Genomic DNA, 23629 nt, shown 5'->3' on the forward strand with positions numbered 1-23629 from the left:
TGCGCGCGGACGATTTCGCCACCAGGGGATTCGGGCCCAGGTGTCGGAGGCCGGGTCTAGCGTGGAGTGATGGTCGGTTATCGCTATCTCGGAAACAGTGGATTCAAGATCTCGGAGATCACCCTCGGCAACTGGGTGACGCACGGGTCGCAGGTCGCGGACGACGCGGCCATCAAGACGGTGCACGCCGCGCTCGACGCGGGCATCACCACGTTCGACACCGCCGACGGCTACGCCAACGGAGCGGCCGAGACGGTTCTCGGAAAGGCCCTCGAGGGTCAGCGGCGCGAGTCGCTCGAGATCTTCACGAAGGTGTACTTCCCCACCGGTCCCGCGGGTCCGAACGACACCGGGCTCAGCCGCAAGCACATCATGGACTCCATCAACGGGTCGCTGAAGCGCCTCGGCACCGATTACGTCGACCTGTACCAGGCCCACCGGTTCGACTACGAGACCCCGCTCGAAGAGACCTTCCAGGCCTTCGCCGACGTGGTGCGGCAGGGTAAGGCCCTCTACATCGGTGTGTCCGAGTGGACCGCCGAGCAGCTGCGCGAGGGACACGCGCTGGCGAAGCAGCTCGGCATCCAGCTCATCTCGAACCAGCCGCAGTACTCCATGCTGTGGCGCGTGATCGAGGGCAAGGTGGTTCCCGCCAGCGAAGAGCTCGGCATCTCGCAGATCGTCTGGTCGCCCATGGCGCAGGGCGTGCTGAGCGGCAAGTACCTGCCGGGCCAGCCGGCGCCCGAGGGCTCGCGCGCCACCGACGAGAAGAGCGGCGCCACCTTCATCAAGCGCTTCTTGAACGACGACACGCTCGAGGCCGTGCAGCGCCTCAAGCCCATCGCCGACGAGGCCGGACTCGCCATGCCGCAGCTCGCGATCGCGTGGGTGCTGCAGAACCCCAACATCGCCGCGGCCCTGGTGGGAGCCTCCCGTCCCGAGCAGCTCGCCGACACGGTCAAGGCGTCGGGCGTCACCCTCGACGCCGACACGCTCGCCGCCATCGACGCGGCGCTCGGCGACGAGGTGTTCTCCGACCCCGAGAACACGTACGAGGTCTCGCCGAAGCAACGCCTGGTCTGACGACCGTACGGCGGGTCGGGCGTTCGCGTCCGGCCCGCCCGACTCGTTTCGGGTTCGCCGCGCCCCCGCCCTCGCTCATCTGATCGACAGGAACGCGTCTTACCCTCATCGAATGTCCTTTTCCGATCCACGACCCGGCCGCTTCGGCTCCGGCGGTCGCATCGAGTTCACGACGGACGAGGAACGCGCGCAGTACCTCGACGACATCCTCGCCGCGCAGACCGTGGCGGCCCGTCCCGCGCCGCACGACCACACGTCCGAGCCGTGGGGAGCCCCGCCCGCCGACGACGACCCGACGCTCCCGATCGAGCGCCGCCCCGCCGAGCCGCGTGAGGCGGATCGCGCGGGCGCCGAGAGCGAGACCACCCCGCCCCCGGCCGCAGACGCCAGCGCCGACGAGACGGTCGTGCTCGATCGCGAGGCCGACGCGGCGCCCGCAGCGCACGGCGAGCCCGCAGCGCACGGCGAGCCCGACGCCGTCGCCGCCCCGGTGGCATCCGATCCCCGCCCGCCGCGCCTGCGCCGACACGACCCGCGGCGTCCGCGCCTGTCGCTCGTGCGGCGGATGGCGGTGCTGGGCGGGGCCGACAACGACGTGCTCGACGAGGTTCCCGAAGAGGTGCCGCGCTTCGTGCAGATGTTCCTGGTGCTCGCGGGAACGGCGCTCGTCTCGTCGCTGTCGATGATGTTCGCCCTACTCACCGGGGTGCGCGTCAGCATCTTCCTCGCGATCCCGCTGGCCCTGATCTGGGGCCTCATCATCTACAACCTCGACCGCTTCCTCACCTCGACGATGCGCTCGACGAAGAACGTCTTCCGCCTGCTCGGCCTCGCGTTCCCCCGCATCATCATGGCGGCGCTCATCGGCATCGTCGTCGCCGAGCCGCTCGTGCTGCAGGTGTTCCACAACGACATCGCCCGCGAGGTGAACTCCACGAACGTCACCCAGGCGTTGACCGATCAGGATGCCGTGACCAGCGGTCCCGAGAAGCAGGCGCTCGACGCCGCGAGCGCCCAGGTGTCGGCCCTCGAGAACCAGGCGGCCACCGGCATCGTCAGCGGAACCTCGTCGACGTCGGCCGAGTCGGCCGCGGCGCAGCAGACGGTCGACCAGCTCACCCAGCAGCTCGCCGCTCAGCAGAGCGTCATCGACCAGGCGCGCGCGGTGTACCAGTGCGAGCTCACCGGCCAGGGCGCGGGCATCGTGCCCGGCTGCACCGGTCTCGCCGGCACCGGCGCGAGCTCCGACGCCGCCCAAGCCCAGCTCGCCCAGGCGCAGTCGTCGTACGACGCGCTGTCGACGCAGCTGCAGCAGGCGCAGTCCACCCTCGCCGCCGCCAACACCTCGGGCGCCGAGGCTGCGGCATCGTCGGCCGACCAGAACAAGCAGCAGGCCGAAGACCAGCTGCCCGCTGCCCGCACCCAGTACGAGTCGGCGTTGGCCGCGTACAACGCGCGCGCGTCGTCGATCGCCGACGGCAATGCGGGCGCCGTCGGACTGCTCAGCCAGATCACGGCCCTCGAGCGCCTGTCGGACCGCGAGCCCGCCCTGCGCTGGGCGCACTACCTGATCGCGGCGCTGTTCTTCATGATCGAGCTGCTCCCGGTGCTCGTGAAGGTGCTCACCGGCTTCGGCGGCCCGTCGCTGTACGAGAAGGCCGAGAAAATGCGCGGGCAGATCGCCCTCGACCGCGTCACCGCCCGTACGTTCCGCAAACGGGCCGACGTGATCGCCGACGAGGCCGCCCGCGTGCCGGTGGCGACGGCCTGATGGTCGTCTGGAGCGCGGGGCTGCTGCTGTACCGGCTGACCCCCGCGCCCGAGGTGCTCGTCGCGCACATGGGCGGGCCCTTCTGGGCGAAGAAGGACGCGGGTGCGTGGTCGATCCCCAAGGGGGAGTTCGACCCCGAGACCGAGGGAGCTCTGGATGCCGCCCACCGCGAGTTCCGCGAGGAGCTCGGCGTCGAACCGCCCGCGACGCCGTGGGCCGAGCTCGGCACGTTCGCGTACTCGTCGGGGAAGAAGGTCGTCGTCTTCGCGGGAGACGGCGCCGGGTTCACGGCATCCGGCTTCACGTTCGGCACCTTCGAGATGGTCTGGCCACCGCGCTCGGGAAAAACGGTCGCGTTCCCCGAGGTCGACCGCGTCGAATGGATGGGCCTGGATGCCGCCCGCGACGCCCTCGTGAAGGGCCAACGTCCCGCGATCGACGCGCTGGCCGCGGCGCTGGAGGCTTCGCGCGGCGCGTGAGGCGTCTCGCCGTCGCCCGTGCGGGTGAGAACCGTTGAGTGTCCAGGACACGCCGTGTCCTCGGTGCGTGGTGCGGCGTGTTCTGGACACTCAACGTCGGGTTTGGGCGGCGCGGGGGCGGGCGCGGGCTCGACCGCGTATTTGGGCGCGGGCGTGGGGGCGTGGGGGGTGGGGCGTCTCGCCGYCGCCCGKGCGGGYRAGAACCGTTGAGTGTCCASGACACGCCGCGCCCCCGGTGCGCGCTGCGGCGTGTCCTGGACACTCAACGTCGGGTGGGGGCGCGGGGCGCGGGGCGCGCGGCGGGCGCGCCGCGGTGCCCCCGCGAGGGCGGGCACCGCGGCGCTACCGGGTCACGGGCGCAGCAGCACCTTGCCCACGCGCGGGGCGTCGCTCGCGGTGACGGCTTCGACGATGTCGTCGAGGCCGAAGGTGGCGGCGACGGGGAGCGTCAGGGTGCCGTCGGCGAGGTAGCGCGACAGTTCGCCGAACAGGGCGCCGCGGGTCTCGGCATCCATCGTCTTGCTGACGACGCTGCCCCAGAAGCCCTTCACGGTGGCCTGACGGAAGATGAGGTCGCCGGCGCCGAGCTCGAGCGTGCCCGCGCCCATCGAGCCGAAGATCACGAGGGTGCCGTTCTCGCTGAGCAGCGACAGCACCTGGCCCGCGGCGGATCCGCCGACGGAGTCGACGCCCGCGACGACCTTTCCGTCGCCGACGAGGGCGAGGGCCTTGTCGCGCCAGTCGTCGGTGTCGGTCGACACGACGTTGTCGATGCCCTGCTCGGCGAGCTCGTCGACGGCGCTCTGGCGACGCACGAGACCGACGACGTTGACGCCGCGCGCCCGGGCGATCTGCGCGACCATGCGGCCGACGGCGCCGTTGGCGGTGTTCTGCACGATCCAGTCGCCGGGCTTCAGGTCGAGCGAGTGCAGCAGGCTGATGGCGCTGAAGGGCATCGATACGAGCTGCGAGGCGACCTCGTCGGACAGCCCCTCGGCGACGGGGATGAGCCCGGCGGCCTGCGCGACGACCTGCTCGGCCCATACGCCGAAGGTGCCGCCGGTAGCGACGCGCTGACCGACGGTCAGGCCCTCGACGCCCTCGCCGAGCTCTTCGATCACGCCGACGGCTTCGGTGCCGGCGCGCGCGGGCAGCTCGGGCTTGAAGCCGTAGGTGCCGCGGATGGTCCACAGGTCGTGGTTGTGGATGGGCGACAGGAGCACGCGCAGGCGCACCTGGCCGGGGCCGGGGGTCGGGTTCTCGACCTCTTCGACGCCGACGACGTCGGCCGGCTCGCCGAACTCGTGGTGGATGACTGCGCGCATGATTCCTCCTGTGGTTATTTTGTAACGACCGGTCTAATATAGACCTCGGGTCTGAGACCGCAACCCGGGAGTTCGTCAGCGGCGCGAGAGAAGGACACCCATGGGCAGGATGCCGAGCTTCGAGCGCTCCGTCGTGATCGACGCCGCGCGCGACGTGTTCTGGCGGCGCGGCTACGCCGAGGCGGGCATCGCCGAGCTCGAGGAGGCGACCGGCCTCACCCGCTCGAGCATCTACCACGCCTTCGGCAGCAAACGCGGTCTGTTCGATGCCGTGCTCGCGGGCTACCTCGACGACGTCGTGCGCACGCGTCTGCGCCCCCTGGGCGGGGGAGACCCCGGTGCCCTCGAGGCGTACGTCGACGAGATGTGCGCGGCGATCGAGGCCGACACCCCGCGCGCTCGACTCGGCTGCCTGCTGCTCAACGCCGGGTCGTCACCGCTCGCCACCGACGACGCCGAGGTGCGCACCCTCGTTTCGGACTACGCGGCCGAGATGCGCACCGCCATCCGCGCGGCGGTCGCCGATCGTCGTCCGGATCTGGCCCCGGATGCCGTGGACGCCCTCGCCGCGGTCTGCGCCTCGCTCGTGGTGGCCGGGCTCACCCTCGCGCGCGCCGACCGTGACGCGTCGCTGGCGACCCTGGCATCCATTCCGACGACCCTGGAGTCGTGGCAACGAAGCGCGTGAGTCGCCGAAGATCGTCGCTCGCGCGACCACCTCAGCAACGAAATCCGGCACCTCGCGCGTAAGGAGCGCGACGGGTGCGGCGGGATCAGGCCAGCTTCACGGCCGTGCCGTAGGCGACGACCTCCTGGAAGTTCTGCGCGACCTCGCTCGTGTCGAATCGCATCGCGATGACCGCGTCGGCGCCCAGGGCCTGCGCCTGCTCGACGAGGCGCTGCTTGGCCTCGTCGCGGCTCTGCTGCAGCTGCTTCGTGAGGCCCTCGAGCTCGCCGCCGAAGATCGACTTGAGGCCGGCGCCGAACTGCACGCCGATGTTGCGGGCGCGCACGGTGAGGCCGGTCACCTCGCCGTACACCTCGACGATCTGGCGGCCGGGGACATCGTTCATGGTTGTGACGAGCATGCGCCCAGTGTGGCAGCGCGGCGGGCGGGCGCGCCAGTGCGGATCCGCGACGCGGGGCGGCGAGTCGAGCGGATGCCGAGCGGTGCGGCGGTGAGCGAGAGGGCGGCCGCGATGCCGCCCGCTGGCGACGCCGTGTGTATACCCAGGGGGCTCCTGTCGGCTGGCCATCCGTCCAAACGGCGCGTAATGTATACACGACGAGGGGGTGCGGTATGCGAGCAGGAGAACGGGCCTACGCGACCCTCCTCGACGAGATCCAGACGGGCGCTCTCGCCCCCGGAACCGTCCTCGGCGAGGTGGAGCAGTCCACCCGCCTCGGTGTCAGTCGCACCCCCCTGCGCGAGGCGTTACGTCGGCTGGCATCCGATGGTCTCGTCGCCCAGGCCTCGCCGCGCGTCACCGTCGTGGCCGGGATCGACGCCGACGACATCCGGGCTCTGTTCGAACTCCGCCGCGCCCTCGAGACCCAGGCGGCGCGCAGCGCCACGGTTCGGGGCGACGGTCGCCTCTTCACGGCGCTCGCGGGCGAGTTCGCCGCCGTCGACACCGCCGATGCCGACGCGTACTACTCCCTCATCGCGCGCTTCGACGCCCGGATCGACGATGCCGTCGCCAACCCCTACCTCTCCGCGGCCCTCCGCAGCGTCCGCACCCACCTCGTGCGCGTGCGGCGCATGGCACGCGACAACCCCCTCCGCCTCTCGGCCTCCGCCGGGGAGCATGAACTGATCGCGCGATCGATCGGCGCCGGCGATCCCGAACTCGCCGCCCACGCCACCCACGTGCACCTGCACAACGCCCTCACCACCATCCTCGAAGCCCTCACGGAGGACCCCTCATGACGATCACCCACCACGTGCGCGTACACCGCAGCGACGAGAACCTCGCTCGCGAGGGACAGCTCGCCTGGGCGCTCGCCCGGGTCGCCACCGACGCCGTCGCGGTCGACGATGACGTGATCGACATGATCGTGAACCGCCTCATCGACAACGCCGCCGTCGCCGCCGCGTCGATCACGCGGCAGCCGGTCAGCGCCGCGCGCCAGCAGGCACTCGATCACGCCGTGTCGATCGGCGGGTCCGGCGCCACGGTGTTCGGCTGCGCGCTCGAACGCCGCTCCAGCCCCGAGTGGGCCGCGTGGGCGAACGGGGTGGCCGTGCGCGAGCTCGACTACCACGACACCTTCCTCGCCTCCGACTACTCGCACCCGGGCGACAACATCCCGCCCGTGCTCGCCGTCGCGCAGCACACGGGACGTGACGGCGCCGCCGTGGTGCGCGCCCTGGCCACGGCGTACGAGATCCAGATCGACCTCGTGCGCGCGATCTCGCTGCACAAGCACAAGATCGACCACGTCGCCCACCTCGGCCCCGCCGCGGCCGCCGGTATCGGCACCCTGCTCGACCTCGACCAGGAGACGATCTACCAGGCGATCGGTCAGGCCCTGCACACCACCACCGCCACGCGCCAGTCGCGCAAGGGCGAGATCTCGACCTGGAAAGCACACGCCCCCGCCTTCGCGGGGAAGATGGCGATCGAGGCCGTCGACCGGGCGATGCGCGGCGAGACCAGCCCCTCGCCCATCTACGAGGGGGAGGACGGCGTCATCGCGTGGATGCTCGACGGCCCCCAGGCCTCGTACGACGTACCGCTGCCCGGCGAGGGCGAGAGCAAGCGCGGCATCCTCGACTCGTACACGAAGGAGCACTCGGCCGAGTACCAGGCGCAGGCCTGGATCGACCTGGCCCGCCGCCTGGGCACGGAGCGGCCCGACCTGCGCGACCCCTCGAACGTGGCATCCATCGTGCTGCACACCAGCCACCACACGCACTACGTGATCGGCTCGGGGGCGAACGACCCGCAGAAGTACGACCCGACCGCGTCGCGCGAGACGCTCGACCACTCGATCCCGTACATCTTCGCCGTCGCCCTGCAGGACGGCGCGTGGCACCACGTCGACTCCTATGCGCCGGAGCGCGCGGGCCGGGACGACACGGTGGCCCTCTGGCACAAGGTCACCACGGCCGAGGATGCCGAGTGGACGCGCCGCTACCACTCGGAGGATCCGAACGAGAAGGCGTTCGGCGGCCGCGTCGTCATCACGCTGATCGACGGTTCGACGGTGCAGGACGAGATCGCCGTCGCCGACGCCCACCCGCTCGGTGCCCGTCCGTTCGCGCGTGAGGACTACATCCGCAAGTTCCGCACGCTCGCCGACCCCGTGCTGCAGCCGGAGGAGATCGAGCGCTTCCTCGAGCTCGTGCAGCGTCTGCCCGAACTGACCCCGGCCGAAGTCATGCAGCTCACGATCGTGGCGAAGCCCGGCGTGCTGGCCCTGGCCCCCGCCCCGAAGGGGCTGTTCTGATGCGCGGCGGCGGATGCGCGCCCGAGAAGCCCGAGCCGCCGGTGCGCGAACTCCACACCCCCGAGGGAGCCCGCTGATGCTGTACGCCCAGATCACTCCGCAGCAGAAGCGTCGCGCGCTGCGCGAGAAGTTGGCATCCGGAGAACTCGTGCGGATGCCGGGAGCCTTCAACCCGCTGTCGGCTCGGCTCATCGAGCGCAAGGGCTTCGACGGCGTCTACATCTCCGGGGCCGTCATCTCGGCCGACCTGGGCCTGCCCGACATCGGCCTGACGACCCTCACCGAGGTCGCCGGACGCGGGCAGCAGATCGCTCGCATGACGGAGCTGCCGGCCATCATCGACGCCGACACCGGGTTCGGTGAGCCGATGAACGTGGCCCGCACGATCCAGACGCTCGAAGACGCGGGGCTCGCCGGCACGCACATCGAGGACCAGGTCAATCCGAAGCGCTGCGGCCATCTCGACGGCAAGAGCGTCGTGGATGCCGACACCGCGATCAAGCGCATCCGCGCGGCCGTCGACGCCCGGCGCGACCCCGACTTCCTCATCATGGCGCGCACCGACGTGCGGGCCGTCGAGGGACTGGATGCCGCGATCGACCGCGCGAAGGCCCTGGTCGACGCCGGCGCCGACGCGATCTTCCCCGAGGCGATGCGCGATCTCGGCGAGTTCGAGGCGATGCGCACCGCGCTGGACGTGCCGATCCTGGCCAACATGACCGAGTTCGGCAAGAGCGAGCTGTTCTCGACCGCCCAGCTGCAGGACGCCGGGGTGAACCTGGTCATCTGGCCGGTGTCGCTGCTGCGCCTCGCGATGGGCGCCGCCGGTCGGGGCCTGGACGCCCTGGCATCCGAGGGGCACCTGCGCGACCAGCTCGGCGAGATGCAGCACCGCGCCGACCTGTACGACCTCATCGACTACGAGGGCTACACGCGCTTCGACGCCGACGTGTTCGACTTCACCGTCGAGCGCTGAGGCGGCGGCAGGCCAGCGTGTCCCACTCCGTCCAGGTTATGCGCCTGTTTTCTGCTCGAAGTGGGACACGGGTGGGTTGCCGGTAGGCGGCCGGGGTGAGACAGAGTAGAACCGAGCACGACTCGAGGGAGAGACGATGACCGACATCAAGAAGGGCCTCGCCGGCGTCACGGTCGACGAGACCGCCATCAGCAAGGTCAACCCCGACACCAACAGCCTGCTGTACCGCGGGTACCCCGTGCAGGAGCTCGCCGCGACGCAGCCGTTCGAGGCGGTGGCGTACCTGCTGTGGAACGGTGAGCTTCCGGATGCCGCGCAGCTCGCCGCCCTGCGCCGGACCGAGCGTCAGCACCGGGCGCTGCCCGACGACGTCCGCGCCGCGATCGACCTGCTGCCCACCTCAGCTCACCCGATGGATGAGGTGCGGACGGCCGTGAGCGTGATCGGCGCGCGCGAGACCGCGGGCATCGCGAACGTGATGGATGCCGTGGGCACCCCCGAAGAGAACCTCGAGCGCAGCATCCGCCTGTGGGCGCAGCTGCCCGCCGTGGTCGCGTACGGTCAGCGCCGCCGGCGGGGCGAGGAGCTCATCGAGCCCCGCGACGACCTGGACTACTCGGCCAACTTCCTGTGGATGACGTTCGGCGAGGAGTCCGACCCCGTCGTCGTCGACGCGTTCAATCGCTCGATGATCCTGTACGCCGAGCACTCCTTCAACGCCTCGACGTTCACCGCGCGCGTGATCGCGTCGACGCTCAGCGACCTGTACTCCGCCGTCGTCGGGGCGATCGGCGCGCTCAAGGGGCCGCTGCACGGCGGCGCCAACGAGGCCGTGCTGCACGTGTTCGACGAGATCGGTTCGGCCGAGAACGTCGGCCCCTGGCTCGACACCGCCCTGGGCGAGAAGCGCAAGATCATGGGCTTCGGTCACCGCGTGTACAAGCGCGGCGACTCGCGTGTGCCCACGATGAAGGCCGCGCTGGACACCCTCGTCGCCCACTACGACCGCCCCGACGTCGCCGCGCTGTACGACGCGCTCGAGAGCCAGTTCGTGGAGCGGAAGGGCATCTACCCCAACCTCGACTACCCCTCGGGTCCGGCGTATGCGCTGTTGGGCTTCGACACGCTCACCTTCACGCCCCTGTTCGTGGCCGCGCGCATCACCGGCTGGACGGCGCACATCCGCGAGCAGCAGGCGTCGAACGCCCTCATCCGGCCCCTGTCGGAGTACGTCGGCCCCGATGAGCGGCACATCGCGGGGTACGTCCCCGACGAGGCCGTGATCGACGCCCAGGAGCGCCCCGAAGAGGCGGCGGGCTGATGACCGCACCGCGCATCGTCGTCGTGTCGGGGGCGCGCACGCCCATCGGCTCCTTCGGCGGGGCGCTGTCGGGCGTCGATGCCTTCGAGCTCGGCGCTGTGGCCGTGACCGAGGCGCTCCGGCGAGCGGGCGTCGACAAGGACGCCGTCGACGAGGTCGTGATGGGCTGCATCGCCCAGAACGGCCCCGACGCCTACAACGCTCGCCGCGTCGCCCTCGCGGCGGGGCTGCCGACCCGCGTGCCCGCGTTCACGGTGAACCGCCTCTGCGGTTCGGGCCTGCAGGCGATCTGGTCGGCGGCGCAGGAACTGCGCTGGGGTGGCATCGACGTCGCGGTGGCCGGCGGCGACGAGAGCATGTCGCGCACCCCCTTCCTCGAGTACGGGGCCCGCGGAAACGCCCGCCTCGGCGACCGCACACTGCTCGACGGCACGCTCGCGATCCTCACCGACCCCTTCAGCGGCCGGCATATGGGAACGACGGCCGAGGTCGTGGCATCCCGGTACTCCGTCTCGCGCGAGGAGCAGGACTCCTTCGCGGTCGAGAGCCAGCGCAGGGCGGCGACGGATGCCGCGCGCGCGGCCTTCGCCGAGGAGATCGTGCCCGTGACCACCGGCGGTAAGCGGCCGGTCGAGGTCTCGGTCGACGAGCATCCGCGACCCGGCACCACGAGGGAGGCGCTCGCGGTGCTGCGCCCGGCATTCGAGAAGGACGGGTCGGTGACGGCGGGCAACTCGTCGGGCATCAACGACGGCGCCGCCGCGACCGTGCTCATGCGCGAGGACGACGTGCGCGAGCGCGGCCTGACGGGGCTGGCGACCCTGGAGGCCGTGACGACCGCGGGCGTCGACCCCGAGATCATGGGCTACGCCCCCGTGCTCGCGCTGCAACGGCTGTGGGAGCAGACCGGGCTCACCCCCGCCGACGTCGACGTGATCGAGCTGAACGAGGCCTTCGCCGCTCAAGCGGTCGCCGTGATCCGCGACGCCGGACTCGACCCCGAGAAGGTGAACCCCTACGGAGGCGCGATCGCCCTGGGCCACCCGGTGGGCGCGACGGGCGCCATCTTGACCGTGCGGGCGGCCCTCGACCTGCAGCGCCGCGACCTCGAGTACGCGGTCGTGACGATGTGCATCGGCGGCGGCCAGGCGCTGGCGGCGCTGCTGCGGCGGTACTGACGCCCCGGCGTGCACAACGGCGGGGCCGGCTGGCGGCGCGCCGTCGTGGGGGTGGGCTGATCGGCGTGTCGGCTGTGTCGTCCGCGGTTGTGCGCGCTCCGGCGGCGCCTCGGGGCTGAGGTCGCGCGGCACGGCCGGGTCGGGGCGGCGTGCACAACGGCGGGGCTGGCGGCCGGCGCACCGTCGTGGGGGTGGGGTGACCGGCGCGTCGACTGTGTCGTCCGCCGTTGTGCGCGCTCCGGCGGCGCCTCGGGGCCGCGATACTGGGGCGCATGAGCGTTCACCTTCTCGGCGGCGGGCGCGACGTCGCGCGCTGCGGCGCGCTGTTGCGTCCCTTCGTCGTCGAGGCGCGGGCGCGGGCCGACGACCGCCCTCCCGTGATCGCCGTGCTGCTCGTACTCGAGGCCGACGATGACTCCTCGGTCGCTCGCTTCGCAGCGGTGCTCGAGGCGGCGGGGGCGGCGGCCGCCGAGCTGCGCGTCGCGGCGATCGTCGAGGGTGGGACCTTCGACGCCGAGGTGTCGAGGGCCGATGCGGTGTTCGTGGGCGGGGGCCTCACGCCCGCGTACCTCGACGCTCTCGCGCCGATCCTGGTTGCCGTGGCGGGCAGCGTGCGCGACGGCATGCCCTACGCCGGGTTCTCGGCGGGCGCGGCGATCGCGGCGGGAACGGCGCTCGTGGGCGGCTACCGACTGGGCGGAATCGAGGTGGCGTCCGAAGATGCGGGTGAGGAGCTCGACGAACTCGAGATCCGCGACGGCCTCGGCCTGGTGCGGTTCGCCGTCGACGCGCACGCGGCGCAGTGGGGAACCCTGTCGCGTCTCGTGGCCGCGGTCGATGCGGAACTCGTGACGGAGGGCGTGGCGATCGACGAGCACACCGTGCTCATCGTGGATACCGAAGGCGCGAGCACCGTGTCGGGTTCGGGGCACGTCTGGCACGTCACCGCGGCGTCCCCCGGCGTTCGCGTCGCCCTCCGTTCTGCCTGATCTCGTCGGCCTGTCGACGGCCGGCTCGTGGGATCCCCGCGTCGACAAGCCCTGACCAGAACGGCCCCCACCCGTGAGGGTGAGGGCCGTTCCGACGTCCGTGCGTCAGACGGTGCGCCGCCGCAGGGCGAAGGCCAGGCCGCCGGCCACCACGAGGAAGCCGCCGGCGAGGGCGAGTCCCCACGGTGCCTGCGCGCCGGTGTTCGCGAGGTCGCTGCCGGGGCGGTCGCCCGACGGCTGGCCCGGCGCGGGCTGACCGGGTGCCGGCTGACCGGGCGCGGGAGTCGGCTCGGCACCGGGCTGGCCGGGGTCACCGCCGCCCGGGTTCTCGCCCGAGGCGACCATCGCGCGACCGAGCGGCGCGGGGTCGACCAGCGGCGTCGCGGCGAAGTACGCGAGCGTCGCGTCGAGGTCGATCTGACCGGTGTCGGTGCGGTCGGTGCCGGCCGCGAAGGTCGGGAACCCATCGCCGCCGTTTGCGAGGAACGAGTTCGTCACCACGGTGAACGTGTCACCGTCGGCGATCGCCGTGCCTTCGTACGCCATCGAGACGACCGAGCCCACGCGGGGGTTCGCGGCATCCTGCGTGTACTCGTAGGTGAAGCCGTCGGACACGCCCAGGTGCAGCTTGGGGCGGTCGCCCTCGGCCTTCCACTGCTCGTTGAGGATGTCGCGGATCTGCGCACCCGTCAGCGTCACCGTCACGAGCGTGTTGGCGAAGGGCTGGACCAAGGCCGCCTCCTTGTAGGTGACCACGCCGTCATCGCCCTTGAGCAGGTCGGCGCGGAGGCCGCCCGGGTTCATCAGGGCGATCTGCGCCTTCGTGCCGGCGAAGGCGGGGTTCTGCGACGTCGCCCAGAGGTACACGTCGGCGACGGAGTTGCCCATCGACGACTCCACGCCGCGGTCGCTGCCCGACGGGGTGCCGCCGCGCAGGATGTCGCCGCTGATCTCGCCGACGGGCTTCGCGCCGATGACGTCGGCCTGCGCGACGTACTCGGCCACGCGCGCCTCGATCGCGGCATCCGGGGCGAACGCGCCCTCGAGGGGGAAGGTCGCGCCGGTGACGGATGCCAGCGAGCCGGTGCGCGTGTCCCAGCTCAGCGAGAGCTGACCCATCGCCTTGCCGTACTCCGACGCCTGGATCACCGGACGCGTGCGGTCGGTTCCGGCCACGGGCAGGTCGCAGGCGTACGTCTGGTGCGTGTGCGCCGAGACGATCGCGTCGATCTCGGGCGAGGCGTTCACGGCCAGGTTGCCGAAGCCGGCCTGGTCGGCCGCGATGGCGGCGCAGTCGTCCGACACCGCGGCGCCCGAGTGGGTGAGCAGCACGATGACGTCGGCGGAGCCCGCGGCCGTGATTTCGTCGGCGACGCGGTCGGCGGCCTCGAGCTGGTCGCCGAACTCCAGGTCGGCGACGCCGGCCGGGTCGACCATGGTGGCGGTGTCGGGGGTGACGGTGCCGATGAAGGCCACGCGCACGCCGTCGACGACCTTGATCGCGTACTCGTCGAGCACGGGCTCTTTCGTACCCTTCTTGTAGACGTTCGCGCCGAGCCCGAACTCGCCGCCGCCGTACTCGGGCAGCACCCGGTCGGTCAGGTCGGCGAAGCCGCGGTCGAACTCGTGGTTGCCGACGGCCGAGACGTCGAGGCCGGAGGCGACGAGGGTGTCGATCGTGGGGGAGTCGTCCTGGATGAGCGAGGTGAACGTCGAGGCTCCGATGTTGTCACCGGCCGAGACGAACACGGTGTTCGGGTTGGCGGCCTCGGCGGCCTTCACCGCTCCGGCGATGACCGCGGCGCCGGCCTCGCCCTGGGACCCTGCCTCCAGACGACCGTGGAAGTCGTTGATCGTGAGGATGTCGATGTTCTTCACGTTCGGGTTCTCGACCGCGAACAGCGTCGTCGTCCCCGACACCTCGTTGCCGACGGCGACGAGGGGACGACCGGTGGGCGAGGCGTCGGCGGGGATGAAGTCGATGCCCTCGGGGCCGAGGTCGCCGGCGTTCGAGAGCAGCGCGCGGTCGGCGGTCTCGTCTCCGGTCAGCTGGTCTTCGACCGACACCGAGAAGTCGCGGTTGTTGACGTATCCGGCGTAGCTCGCGGCGGCGGGGTCGGTGATGTCGTAGGTCATCACGCCGCCCACGCGCTCGAGACCGATGAAGGCGTAGGTGCGTCCGTCGACCTGCCCGATGGCGAGGTTCTCGGGCTCGGGGCCCTTGTCGTCGCTGCGGCCCTCGAGGTTCGACTCGGAGTGGTTCGAGTTGAAGAACTCCGGGTTGGCGTCGTGCGTGATCCGCTCGAAGTCGGAGCCCGAGTCGAACACCTGGGTGCCCTCGGTGGTCCACACCGAGAAGCCGCGGCCGCCGAACGTGTACAGCTCGGAGTAGCAGGTGCCGTCGGCGTTCAGCCCCATGTCGGTGGCGACGTTGAGGCGGCCCAGGTCGGCGTCGCCGAGCGAGCCGGCGAGCGGGCTGTCGGCGCAGACGGGGGCGAGGCCGTCGTCGCCGAGGTCCTTCACCCGGGCGGTGTCGTTGTACGCGCCCCACTCGCGGCCGTCGCCCTCGTTGGCGGTGACGAGGTACGTCTCGCCGTTCGCCTCGTAGGCCTGGATGCCGTCGGGCATGTACATGCCGAACAGGCCGGGGTAGGTCTTCTGCGTATAGGTCGGCGCGTCCTCGGGGTCGCGGTCGCTCGCGTCGAGGGTCTCGACGCCGTAGTCCTTGAACCCGAGGGGGCGGATGCCGGTGACCGAGGCCGACGCCAGGTCGACGGTCGCGACGGCGTTGGCCTCCTGCAGGGCGACGTAGGCGGTGCCGCCGGCGAGGGCGACGTACTCGGGCTCGAGGTTGCGGCTCACGCGGTTCGCGTCGAGCGGGGTGTCGCCCTGATCGGGGGCGGCGACGTCGGGGCCGAAGACGCGGACGGCGGGGTCGAGGGTCATCGACCCGCCCTGCTCGAAGGCTCCGAAGCCGGCCGTGCGCACGGCATCCTGGCTCGGGGCCGCCTTCTCGGCGGGCAGGGTGACGATACCGACAGACCCCTCGGGGTCGATCGTGAAGTCGTCGGCGGGCTCGCCCTCGTTGGCGACGACGGCGACCGTGCCGTCGGCCGAGAGCGTGACCATGTCGGGGAGGGCTCCGACGGTGACCTCGCCGAGCACGGTGGGCTCGGCGGCGTCGGCGTCGAAGAACACCAGGCGACCCGGGGCCGTCTTGTCGACGTTCTCGAGGGCGATCACGCCGAGTCCGTCGGCGCGCACGGCGAGCGAGTTGGCGACGCCGGTCCCGGTGATCGAGTACAGCTTGGCGGGAGCGGTCGGGGTGCTGCTGTCGAGCACGTCGACGGCCCCGGCCTGGGCGTTGACGACGAACAGGCGGTTCTTGTACGCGTGCACGATCTCGGCGGCCGACTGGTCGAACACCCCGGTCTCGTAGGTGCCGATCGGGCGCAGGCTCACCGCACTGTCGGCGGGGGAGTCGCGCACCGGATCGGCGACGATGGCGGCGGACGCCGCGGTGACGCTCGACAGGGCGAGCGCGCACACGGCCGCCGCGGTCGCGGTCAGCGCGACGGTACGGCGAAGGAAGGGCGAAGGCATGGCTGTGTCCTCGGGGCAGGGGTGGCGTGCGGTGGGGCGGCACGGGCACGCCGCGGGGGCGGCGAACGGGGCGAGTCTGCCCGGGGGCGGTGTCCCGCGGGTGAACGCGGGGCGAACGGCGACGCGGCGCTCCCGTCGCGGCCGAGCCGGTCTAGCCTGAGCGCATGACCACGCCGTCCGGTGCCCACCCCGACGAACCGCACCGTCAGGGCCTCGCGCAGCGACTCAACGGTCTGCGCGCCGGGGTGCTCGGGGCCAACGACGGCATCGTGTCGACTGCGGCCGTCGTCGTGGGCGTGGCCGGGGCGACGAGCGAGGTCGCCCCCGTGCTCGTGGCGGGCATGGCGGCGCTGGTCGGTGGGGCGGTGTCCATGGCGCTCGGCGAGTACGTCTCGGTCTCGAGTCAGCGCGACAGCGAGCACGCGCTCATCGAGAAGGAGCGCCGCGAACTGGCGGAGGCCCCGGATGCCGAGTTCACCGAGCTCGTGGGACTGTACGAGGCGCGGGGTCTGTCGACCGAGACGGCGACGCGGGTGGCGACCGAGCTCACGGCATCCGATGCCCTGAAGGCCCACCTCTCGGTCGAGCTGAACATCGACGCCGACGACGTGGTGAGCCCGTGGACGGCGGCGTTCGCCTCGGCGGTGGCCTTCACGGTCGGGGCGTTGCTGCCGTTGCTGACGATCCTGCTCCTCCCGGTCGAGGTGCGCGTGGCGGCGACGTTCGCGGCGGTCCTGCTCGCGCTGGCCGTCACCGGGTACATCGCCGCCTGGATCGGCGGGGCCCGCCGGGGGCGCGCGGTGGTGCGGATGGTGGTCGGCGGGGCGCTCGCGCTCGGGGCGACGTACCTCGTCGGCTCGCTGTTCGGCGGCCTGGCGGGGTAAGTCGACCCCCCTATCAATTACAAGGACGTCCAGGTAATCTGAGGAAAGCGACGACGCCGTCGCTCCACGAAGGAGAGCCGCATGGACACCACCCCTGCTCCCGCGCTCGCCGCCGCACCCGCGGGCGCGCTGTCGGCAGAAGAGCGCACCGCCATCCTCGACGCCGTCCGCGACTTCGCCGCGACGGAGTTCGCCCCGCACACCCTCGAATGGGATGCCGAGAAGCACTTCCCCCGCGACGTGCTGCGGCGCGCGGGAGAGCTGGGTCTCGGCGGCGTCTACGTCAGCGAAGACGTGGGCGGCGCCGGGCTGTCGCGGGCCGACGCTGTGGCGATCTTCGAGGAGCTGGCCTACGGTGACCCGACCGTGACGGCCTACATCACGATCCACAACATGGTCGCGTGGATGATCGACGCCTACGGCGACGAGGCGCAGCGAGCGCAGTGGCTCCCCGGCCTCGTCGCCATGGACGACCTGGGTGCGTACTGCCTCACCGAGCCGGGCGCCGGATCCGACGCCGCGGCGATCACCACCTCGGCCATCCGCCACGGCGACAGCTACGTGCTCACGGGCGTCAAGCAGTTCATCTCGGGTGCCGGCGAGGCCTCGGTATACGTCGTCATGGCCCGCACGGGCGAGCCGGGGGCGCGCGGGATCAGCGCGTTCCTCGTGCCCGCCGACGCCGAGGGCCTGTCGTTCGGCGCGAACGAGAAGAAGATGGGCTGGAACGCCCAGCCCACCCGTCCCGTGATCCTCGACGAGGTGCGCGTGCCGGCCGAGAACCTGCTCGGGGGCGAGGGCCGGGGGTTCTCGATCGCCATGACCGCGCTGAACGGCGGGCGACTCAACATCGCGACCTGCTCGATCGGTGGCGCCCGCTGGGCCCTCGACCGCTCCGTCGCGTACGTGCACGAGCGCTTCACGTTCGGCGAGGCGCTCGCCGAGAAGCAGTCGGTGGTGTTCGCCGTCGCCGACATGGCCACCGAGCTCGAGGCCGCGCGGCTGCTCGTGCGCGACGCGGCGCGGGCACTCGATGCGAAGACCCCCGATGCCGCGACCCGCTGCGCGATGGCGAAGCGCTTCGCGACCGACGTGGGCTTCCGTGTCGCGAACGAGGCCCTGCAACTGCACGGCGGCTACGGCTACCTGCAGGAGTACGGGATCGAGAAGGTCGTGCGCGACCTGCGCGTGCACCAGATCCTCGAGGGCACCAACGAGATCATGCGTCTGATCGTCGGCCGGAGCGTGCTGGCCGCCTGACGCCAGAGGCTCGCCCGATGTCGGGGGAGCGTGCGAGCATGCCGGTGCGGGGTCGTCCGCGCCGACACGACGGGAGTGACATGACGGAGCAGGATGCCGGGTACGAGACGATCCGAGTCGAACGGCGAGGTCGCGTGGGGTGGATCACGCTCGACCGTCCCGAGGCGCTCAACGCCCTGAACACCCAGACGATGCGCGACGTGGTCGCCGCCGCCGAAACCTTCGACGCCGACACGGGTATCGGCGCGATCGTCGTCACCGGCAGCGAGAAGGCCTTCGCCGCGGGCGCCGACATCAAAGAGATGGAGCAGATGTCGGGACTCGACATGACGCTCACCGACCACTTCGGAGCATGGAGTCGGTTCGCCGCCGTCCGCACCCCGGTCATCGCCGCGGTGTCGGGGTACGCCCTGGGCGGCGGGTGCGAGCTCGCGCTCATGTGCGACGTGATCCTGGCCTCCGATCGCGCGAAGTTCGGTCAGCCCGAGGTGCAGTTGGGGGTCATTCCGGGCATGGGCGGAACGCAGCGGCTCGTGCGGGCGCTCGGCTACTACAAGGCCGCCGAGCTCGTGCTGACGGGCCGCATGATCGACGCCGCCGAGGCCGAACGCGCGGGACTGGTGTCGCGCGTGGTCCCGGCCGCCGACCTGCTCACCGAGGCCGAGGCGGTCGCGACGGCGATCGCCGAGAATCCGCTGCCCGCGCTGTACGCGGCGAAGGCCGCCCTCGACGTGGCGATGGAGTCGACCCTCGCCGAGGGGCTGCGCTTCGAGGGACGGGCGTTCGCCGCCCTCTTCGACACCGCCGACCAGAAAGAGGGGATGGCGGCGTTCCGCGAGAAGCGGGCTCCGTCGTTCACCCACCGATGAACGGCGTGGCGCGGCGGGGTCTCGCGGCGGGCGTCCGTCGCGTGCTGCTGCCGCGCGGGACGACCGCGGCACGGGGCCTCGGCGAGATTCAGAGCGGGTCGGGCACGGGCGCGGGGTCGGCGAAGTCGCCGGCACCCTTGCGAAAGCGCGCGATGATCCGCACCAGCGCCGTCGCGTCGTCGTCGTCGAGCCCCAGGTCGGCGAACACCGCGTTCAGCGCGTCGGTCGCCTCGTCGACGCGCCGCCGACCGGCCTCGGTGAGGGACAGCAGCGCGGCCCGGCCGTCGGTCGGGTGCGGTTCGCGGGTCACGTATCCGTCGCGCGCGAGTCGCTCGACCGTGTTCGTCACGCTCGTCGGATGCACCTGCAGACGCGCGATGGCGCTGGCCATCGGCATCCGTCCCTCGCGGGTGAAGGCGAGCAGCCGCAGCAGCTCGAACCGCGAGAACGACAGGTCGAAGGGCTTCAGCGCCCGGTCGATGGATGCCATCAGCAACTGGTGCGCACGGATCACCGAGGTCACGACCGTCATGCCGTCGGCGGCGTCGTCCCACCCGTGCGCCAGCCACTGGCGCTTGGCCTCGGCGATCGGGTCGGCGGGCAGTCGTCGCGTCATCGGTCCTCCTCGCGCTTCACGGTACCCCTCGCGCGCGGCCCGCGCCGGGCGGCGGTGCGCCGGGCGGCGGGTTCCCGCCCCCTCGGCGGGCGCGAGGACCGTGCATTCGGCGCCGCCGCTTTCCGACCGCGGCGAGGCCGCGGCATCCGTCCCCCGACCGAAGGAGCCGCGTCGATGAAGATCGTGGTCGCGATCAAGGAAGTACCCGACACCTGGGGGGAGCATCGTCTCGACCTCGAAACCGGTCTGACCGACCGGGGAGCGTCGGCGCCGGTGCTCGACGAGATCGGTGAACGCGCCGTCGAGGCCGCCCTCGCCTACGCCGACGCGCACGAGGGGACCGAGGTGGTGGTGCTGACGATGGCGCCCGCCTCGGCGACCGCGACCGTGCGCAAGGCCCTCGCGATGGGGGCGACGTCGGCCGTGCACGTGGTCGACGACACCCTGCGCGGCGCCGACCTGCTGCTGACCGCCGAGGTGCTGGCCACCGCGATCCGACGCACCGGGTTCGACCTCGTCATCGCGGGCAACCTGTCGACCGACGGCGGCGGAGCGGTCGTTCCCGCGATGATCGCCGAGATGCTCGGGGTGCCGCAGCTGACCGCCCTGTCGAGCCTCGACGTATCGGAGGCCGCGGTGGCCGGTGATCGCGTGAGCGACGCGGGGACGATGCGGGTGTCGGCGGCGTTGCCGGCGGTCGTCTCGATCACCGAGGCGCTCCCCGAGGGGCGTTTCACCACGTTCAAGGGCATCATGGCGGCGAAGAAGAAGCCGTACGAGACCCTCGATGCCGGAGCGCTCGGCGTCGAGGCCGAGAACCCCGCCGTGCCGCGCTACATCATGCTCTCGGTCGCCGAACGTCCGCCCCGCACGGCGGGCACGAAGATCGTCGACGAGGGCGATGCGGGCGAGAAGCTGGCCGCGTTCCTCGTGGCCGAGGGCGTGGCGTGATGGGCGCGGCGCTCGTTCTGCTGGAGGTGCTTCCCGGGGGCGCGCTCGCCGCATCGGCGCCGGGGCTGCTGACGGCGGCGGCCGCGGTGGGGGATCCCGTCGCCCTGATCGCCGCCCCCGAGGCGGCGCTCGAGGGCGCCGCCGCCGAGGCGGCCGAGCTCGGGGCCGTGCGCGTGCTCATCGCCGGCACCGACGCCGACGCCCTCACCGTGCCGGTCGTCGATGCGCTGGCGGCGGCGGTGGCGCGCGAAGACGTCGCCCTCGTGCTGGCCTCGAACGCCGTCGAAGCGCGCGACGCCGTCGCGCGACTGGCGGCGCGCATGCGGCTCCCGCTCGCCACCGACATCGTGGGCCTGGGCCGCGACGACCTCGGCGTCGTCGCGCGGCACTCGGCCTTCGGCGGCGGTTTCACCGTCGAGGGAGCCCCGACCTTCGGCCCCCTCGTCGCGACGCTGCGCCCCGGCGCCGTCGACGGGCGCCTCGACGCGCAGCCCCTCGTCGTCGACCGGCTCGAGGTGACGGCATCCGGTGCCCCCGCGGCCCGGATCGAGCGCTTCGCCGAGACCGCCGCCCCCTCGTCGCGCCCCGAACTGCGCGGAGCCGCGGCCGTCGTCGCGGGCGGACGCGGGGTGGGCTCGCGCGAGGACTTCGCTCTCGTCGAGCAGCTCGCCGACGCTCTCGGAGCGGCCGTCGGCGCCTCGCGCGCGGCCGTCGACGCGGGATACGTGCCGGCGGCGGCGCAGGTCGGGCAGACGGGGGTGTCGGTGTCGCCGCGGCTGTACGTCGCCCTCGGAATCTCGGGGGCGATCCAGCACCGCGCGGGCATGCAGACCGCGCGCACGATCGTCGCGATCGACAAAGATCCCGACGCGCCCATCTTCGCCATCGCCGACTTCGGTATCGTCGGAGATCTGTTCACCGTCGTCCCGCAACTCCTCAGCGCGCTCGCCGCGCGCAAGAAGTAGCCCGCGAGAAGTAGCCCCACGAAGTAGATGGCGTCCACACCACCCACCCCGCGTCGCGGGCTCCCGCGCATCCCCGGCGGGGAGCCCTGGCCGCCCGCGGCGTCCGGCGCGCCCGGGCAGGACTCCGCCGACGCGTCGGCGGCACCGCTCGGCACCGGATCGGCCGAGCCGGAGCAGGCCGCGTCGCACCAGCCGGAGTCACAGTCCGACGCCGCGCTCCCGACCGCGCCCCCCGCCACCGGCGGCCCCGCGGTTGCGGATACCGCGCGTGCGAGCACGCCCGAGGTGCGGCGGGGGCTGCCGCGGGAGCCGGGCGGCGAGCCCTGGCCGCCGGCTCTCGCGCCGGCGCCGACCGACATCACGCCCGAGACCGCGGCGGAGCCCACCATCGCCGGAGCGCGTCCGCGCGTGGGCGCCGCGGCGGCCGAGACGGTCCCTCCGTCCGGGTCGACCGGTGCCGGTGACGACACCGTCGCGAAGGCGTCGGGTGAAGCAGCGTCGGGCGAAGCCGCGTCGGGCGTCCGCCGGGGACTGCCGCGCGAGCCGGGCGGCCAGCCCTGGCCGCCGGCATCCGTGCGCCCGTCGTCCGCGCCGTCGGAGCCGTCGTCCGTCGCGGCGGCGCCCGCGGAGCAATCGCGCTCCGGTTCCGTCTCGACGCCGACCCCGCCCGCCGCGGCGGCGCCCGCGGAGCAATCGCGCTCCGATTCCCCCTCGACGCCGACCCCGTCCGCCGACCAGGCGCCCGCGTCCGCTCCCACCGACGCGGAGATGCCGTCGCCGGATGCCGTCACCCCCGCCGCGCCTCGACCGCCGCTGACCGTGCCCCGAACCGTCTGGCCGGGGGCCGCGGCATCCGCACACCGGTCGAAAGGCGCGGAGCCGAAGCGGCTCGGTCCGTACACGGCGGTGCAGTGGCTCGGATCGGCCGCCGTGCTGGGCGTGTTCGCGCTCGCGCTCGCGGCCATCGTGGTGCTGCTCGCCCGCTTCGTCTTGGCGCTCGAGCCGGGGAGGGAGTTCCTGGCGGCGTTCCCGGGCGAGTACCCGCTGCCCGAGGGGGCGCCCGTCGGTCTGCCGGTGTGGCTGAACTGGTCGCACTTCCTCAACAGCTTCTTCCTGCTGTTCATCATCCGCACCGGCTGGCAGGTGCGCCGCGAGAAGCGCCCCGCGGCGTTCTGGTCACCACGCAAGAACAAGCGGCGCCGCATCAGCCTGGGCCTGTGGTTCCATCAGGCGGTCGACATCCTGTGGATCGCGAACGGTGTGATCTTCGTGGTGCTGCTGTTCACCACGGGGCAGTGGATGCGCATCGTCCCCACCTCGTGGGAGGTCTTCCCCCACGCCCTGTCGGCGGCCCTGCAGTACGTGTCGCTCGACTGGCCGACCGAGAACGGCTGGGTCAACTACAACAGCCTGCAGCAGCTGTCGTACTTCGCGATCACGTTCGTCGCCGCGCCCCTGGCCATCATCAGCGGTGTGCGACTGTCGGGCGTATGGCCGAAAGACGCCGAGCGTCTCAACCGGCTGTACCCGGTGGAGTGGGCGCGCAAGATCCACTTCCCGGTGATGCTGTTCTTCGTGGCGTTCATCGTGGTGCACGTCGGCCTCGTGCTGGCCACCGGTGCCCTGCGCAACCTGAATCACATGTACGCCGCCCGCGGATCTGTCGACCCGGGCGAGTACACCAGCGATCCGACCGGTCTGCTGATCTTCGCGGCATCCCTGCTGGTGATGGCCGCCGGATGGGTGGCCGCCCGCCCGCGCGTGCTCGTGCCGATCGCCCGCCTGTTCGGCGACGTCAAGCAGCGCTGATCCGGGGTGGGGTGCCGAGGCCGCACTCGATCGCCCAGGACGTATGTGTTCGTCGACGAACGGGTGCGTCTTCGACGATCAACTGCGGTCTCGCGAC

The 23629-nt window shown here is 72.1% G+C and carries 20 protein-coding genes; 16 read left to right on the forward strand and 4 right to left on the reverse strand.

The genetic code is table 11. From position 1 onward, the window contains the following. Positions 1–69: 69 nt before the first annotated feature. The 3 genes from ASG45_RS03280 to ASG45_RS03290 all read left to right on the forward strand — a co-directional run bounded on the left by ASG45_RS03280 (position 70) and on the right by ASG45_RS03290 (position 3333). A complete protein-coding gene (locus tag ASG45_RS03280; RefSeq protein ID WP_055832810.1) occupies positions 70–1083 on the forward strand; it encodes an aldo/keto reductase family protein in 1014 nt (337 codons plus the stop codon). A gap of 112 nt (positions 1084–1195) precedes the next feature. Further along, positions 1196–2854 carry a DUF4407 domain-containing protein gene (locus ASG45_RS03285; protein ID WP_055832811.1) on the forward strand — a complete coding sequence of 553 codons (1659 nt, stop codon included), beginning with the start codon at positions 1196–1198 and terminating at the stop codon, positions 2852–2854. Next, entirely contained in the window at positions 2854–3333 is a 480-nt protein-coding gene (locus tag ASG45_RS03290) for an NUDIX domain-containing protein (protein WP_055832812.1), read from the forward strand. The genes ASG45_RS03285 and ASG45_RS03290 overlap by 1 nt, the downstream gene beginning before the upstream one ends. A gap of 350 nt (positions 3334–3683) precedes the next feature. On the opposite strand, the gene ASG45_RS03295 is transcribed toward ASG45_RS03290, so the two are convergent. Then, positions 3684–4658, reverse strand: a complete 975-nt coding sequence (locus ASG45_RS03295) for a zinc-binding dehydrogenase (RefSeq protein ID WP_055832813.1) — start codon at positions 4656–4658, stop codon at positions 3684–3686. Between the two features lie 100 nt (positions 4659–4758). On the opposite strand from ASG45_RS03295, the gene ASG45_RS03300 reads away from it, so the two are divergent. After that, positions 4759–5346, forward strand: coding sequence for a TetR/AcrR family transcriptional regulator (locus tag ASG45_RS03300; protein WP_055832814.1), 588 nt, complete (start codon positions 4759–4761; stop codon positions 5344–5346). Positions 5347–5431: 85 nt separating this feature from the next. Here ASG45_RS03300 and ASG45_RS03305 read toward each other — a convergent pair whose 3' ends face one another. Continuing rightward, positions 5432–5746: a YbjQ family protein gene (locus ASG45_RS03305; protein WP_055832815.1), complete on the reverse strand. Its 315-nt coding sequence runs from the start codon at positions 5744–5746 to the stop codon at positions 5432–5434. A 212-nt stretch (positions 5747–5958) separates the two neighbouring features. Here ASG45_RS03305 and ASG45_RS03310 point away from each other — a divergent pair, with 212 nt between their 5' ends. The 6 genes from ASG45_RS03310 (at position 5959) to ASG45_RS03335 (ending at position 12575) form a co-directional block, all read left to right on the forward strand. Further along, the gene (locus ASG45_RS03310; RefSeq protein WP_055832816.1) at positions 5959–6588 is read left to right on the forward strand and encodes a GntR family transcriptional regulator; all 630 of its coding nucleotides are present in this window, start codon (positions 5959–5961) and stop codon (positions 6586–6588) included. After that, complete coding sequence (locus tag ASG45_RS03315) at positions 6585–8111, forward strand: MmgE/PrpD family protein (protein WP_055832817.1); 1527 nt, start codon at positions 6585–6587, stop codon at positions 8109–8111. Before ASG45_RS03310 ends, ASG45_RS03315 begins: the two co-directional genes overlap by 4 nt. 76 nt (positions 8112–8187) lie before the next feature. Next, positions 8188–9087, forward strand: a complete 900-nt coding sequence (prpB, locus tag ASG45_RS03320) for a methylisocitrate lyase (protein ID WP_055832818.1) — start codon at positions 8188–8190, stop codon at positions 9085–9087. A gap of 136 nt (positions 9088–9223) precedes the next feature. After that, entirely contained in the window at positions 9224–10408 is a 1185-nt protein-coding gene (locus ASG45_RS03325) for a bifunctional 2-methylcitrate synthase/citrate synthase (protein ID WP_055832819.1), read from the forward strand. Beyond that, positions 10408–11586, forward strand: a complete 1179-nt coding sequence (locus ASG45_RS03330; RefSeq protein ID WP_055832820.1) for a thiolase family protein — start codon at positions 10408–10410, stop codon at positions 11584–11586. Before ASG45_RS03325 ends, ASG45_RS03330 begins: the two co-directional genes overlap by 1 nt. 272 nt (positions 11587–11858) lie before the next feature. Beyond that, entirely contained in the window at positions 11859–12575 is a 717-nt protein-coding gene (locus ASG45_RS03335; RefSeq protein ID WP_082516432.1) for a Type 1 glutamine amidotransferase-like domain-containing protein, read from the forward strand. Between the two features lie 105 nt (positions 12576–12680). Here ASG45_RS03335 and ASG45_RS03340 read toward each other — a convergent pair whose 3' ends face one another. Then, a complete protein-coding gene (locus tag ASG45_RS03340; RefSeq protein ID WP_055832821.1) occupies positions 12681–16178 on the reverse strand; it encodes a choice-of-anchor I family protein in 3498 nt (1165 codons plus the stop codon). 164 nt (positions 16179–16342) lie between these two features. On the opposite strand from ASG45_RS03340, the gene ASG45_RS03345 reads away from it, so the two are divergent. The 3 genes from ASG45_RS03345 to ASG45_RS03355 all read left to right on the forward strand — a co-directional run bounded on the left by ASG45_RS03345 (position 16343) and on the right by ASG45_RS03355 (position 19191). Next, positions 16343–17062 carry a VIT1/CCC1 transporter family protein gene (locus ASG45_RS03345; RefSeq protein ID WP_055832822.1) on the forward strand — a complete coding sequence of 240 codons (720 nt, stop codon included), beginning with the start codon at positions 16343–16345 and terminating at the stop codon, positions 17060–17062. 81 nt (positions 17063–17143) lie between these two features. Next, entirely contained in the window at positions 17144–18322 is a 1179-nt protein-coding gene (locus ASG45_RS03350; protein ID WP_055832823.1) for an acyl-CoA dehydrogenase family protein, read from the forward strand. Positions 18323–18402: 80 nt separating this feature from the next. After that, entirely contained in the window at positions 18403–19191 is a 789-nt protein-coding gene (locus ASG45_RS03355) for an enoyl-CoA hydratase-related protein (protein WP_055832824.1), read from the forward strand. 88 nt (positions 19192–19279) lie between these two features. On the opposite strand, the gene ASG45_RS03360 is transcribed toward ASG45_RS03355, so the two are convergent. After that, positions 19280–19807 (reverse strand): MarR family winged helix-turn-helix transcriptional regulator, encoded by a 528-nt coding sequence (locus ASG45_RS03360; RefSeq protein WP_055832825.1) that lies wholly within the window; start codon positions 19805–19807, stop codon positions 19280–19282. Between the two features lie 174 nt (positions 19808–19981). Between ASG45_RS03360 and ASG45_RS03365 the strand changes: the two genes are divergently transcribed. The 3 genes from ASG45_RS03365 to ASG45_RS03375 are packed head-to-tail and all read left to right on the forward strand — an operon-like array spanning position 19982 to position 23532. Then, a complete protein-coding gene (locus ASG45_RS03365; RefSeq protein WP_055832826.1) occupies positions 19982–20758 on the forward strand; it encodes an electron transfer flavoprotein subunit beta/FixA family protein in 777 nt (258 codons plus the stop codon). After that, positions 20758–21723, forward strand: coding sequence for an electron transfer flavoprotein subunit alpha/FixB family protein (locus ASG45_RS03370; protein ID WP_055832827.1), 966 nt, complete (start codon positions 20758–20760; stop codon positions 21721–21723). Before ASG45_RS03365 ends, ASG45_RS03370 begins: the two co-directional genes overlap by 1 nt. Positions 21724–21750: 27 nt before the next feature. Then, positions 21751–23532: a cytochrome b/b6 domain-containing protein gene (locus ASG45_RS03375; protein WP_055832828.1), complete on the forward strand. Its 1782-nt coding sequence runs from the start codon at positions 21751–21753 to the stop codon at positions 23530–23532. The last annotated feature ends 97 nt before the right edge of the window (positions 23533–23629 follow it).

The organism is Microbacterium sp. Leaf436 (genome assembly GCF_001424715.1).
Lineage (GTDB): Bacteria > Actinomycetota > Actinomycetes > Actinomycetales > Microbacteriaceae > Microbacterium.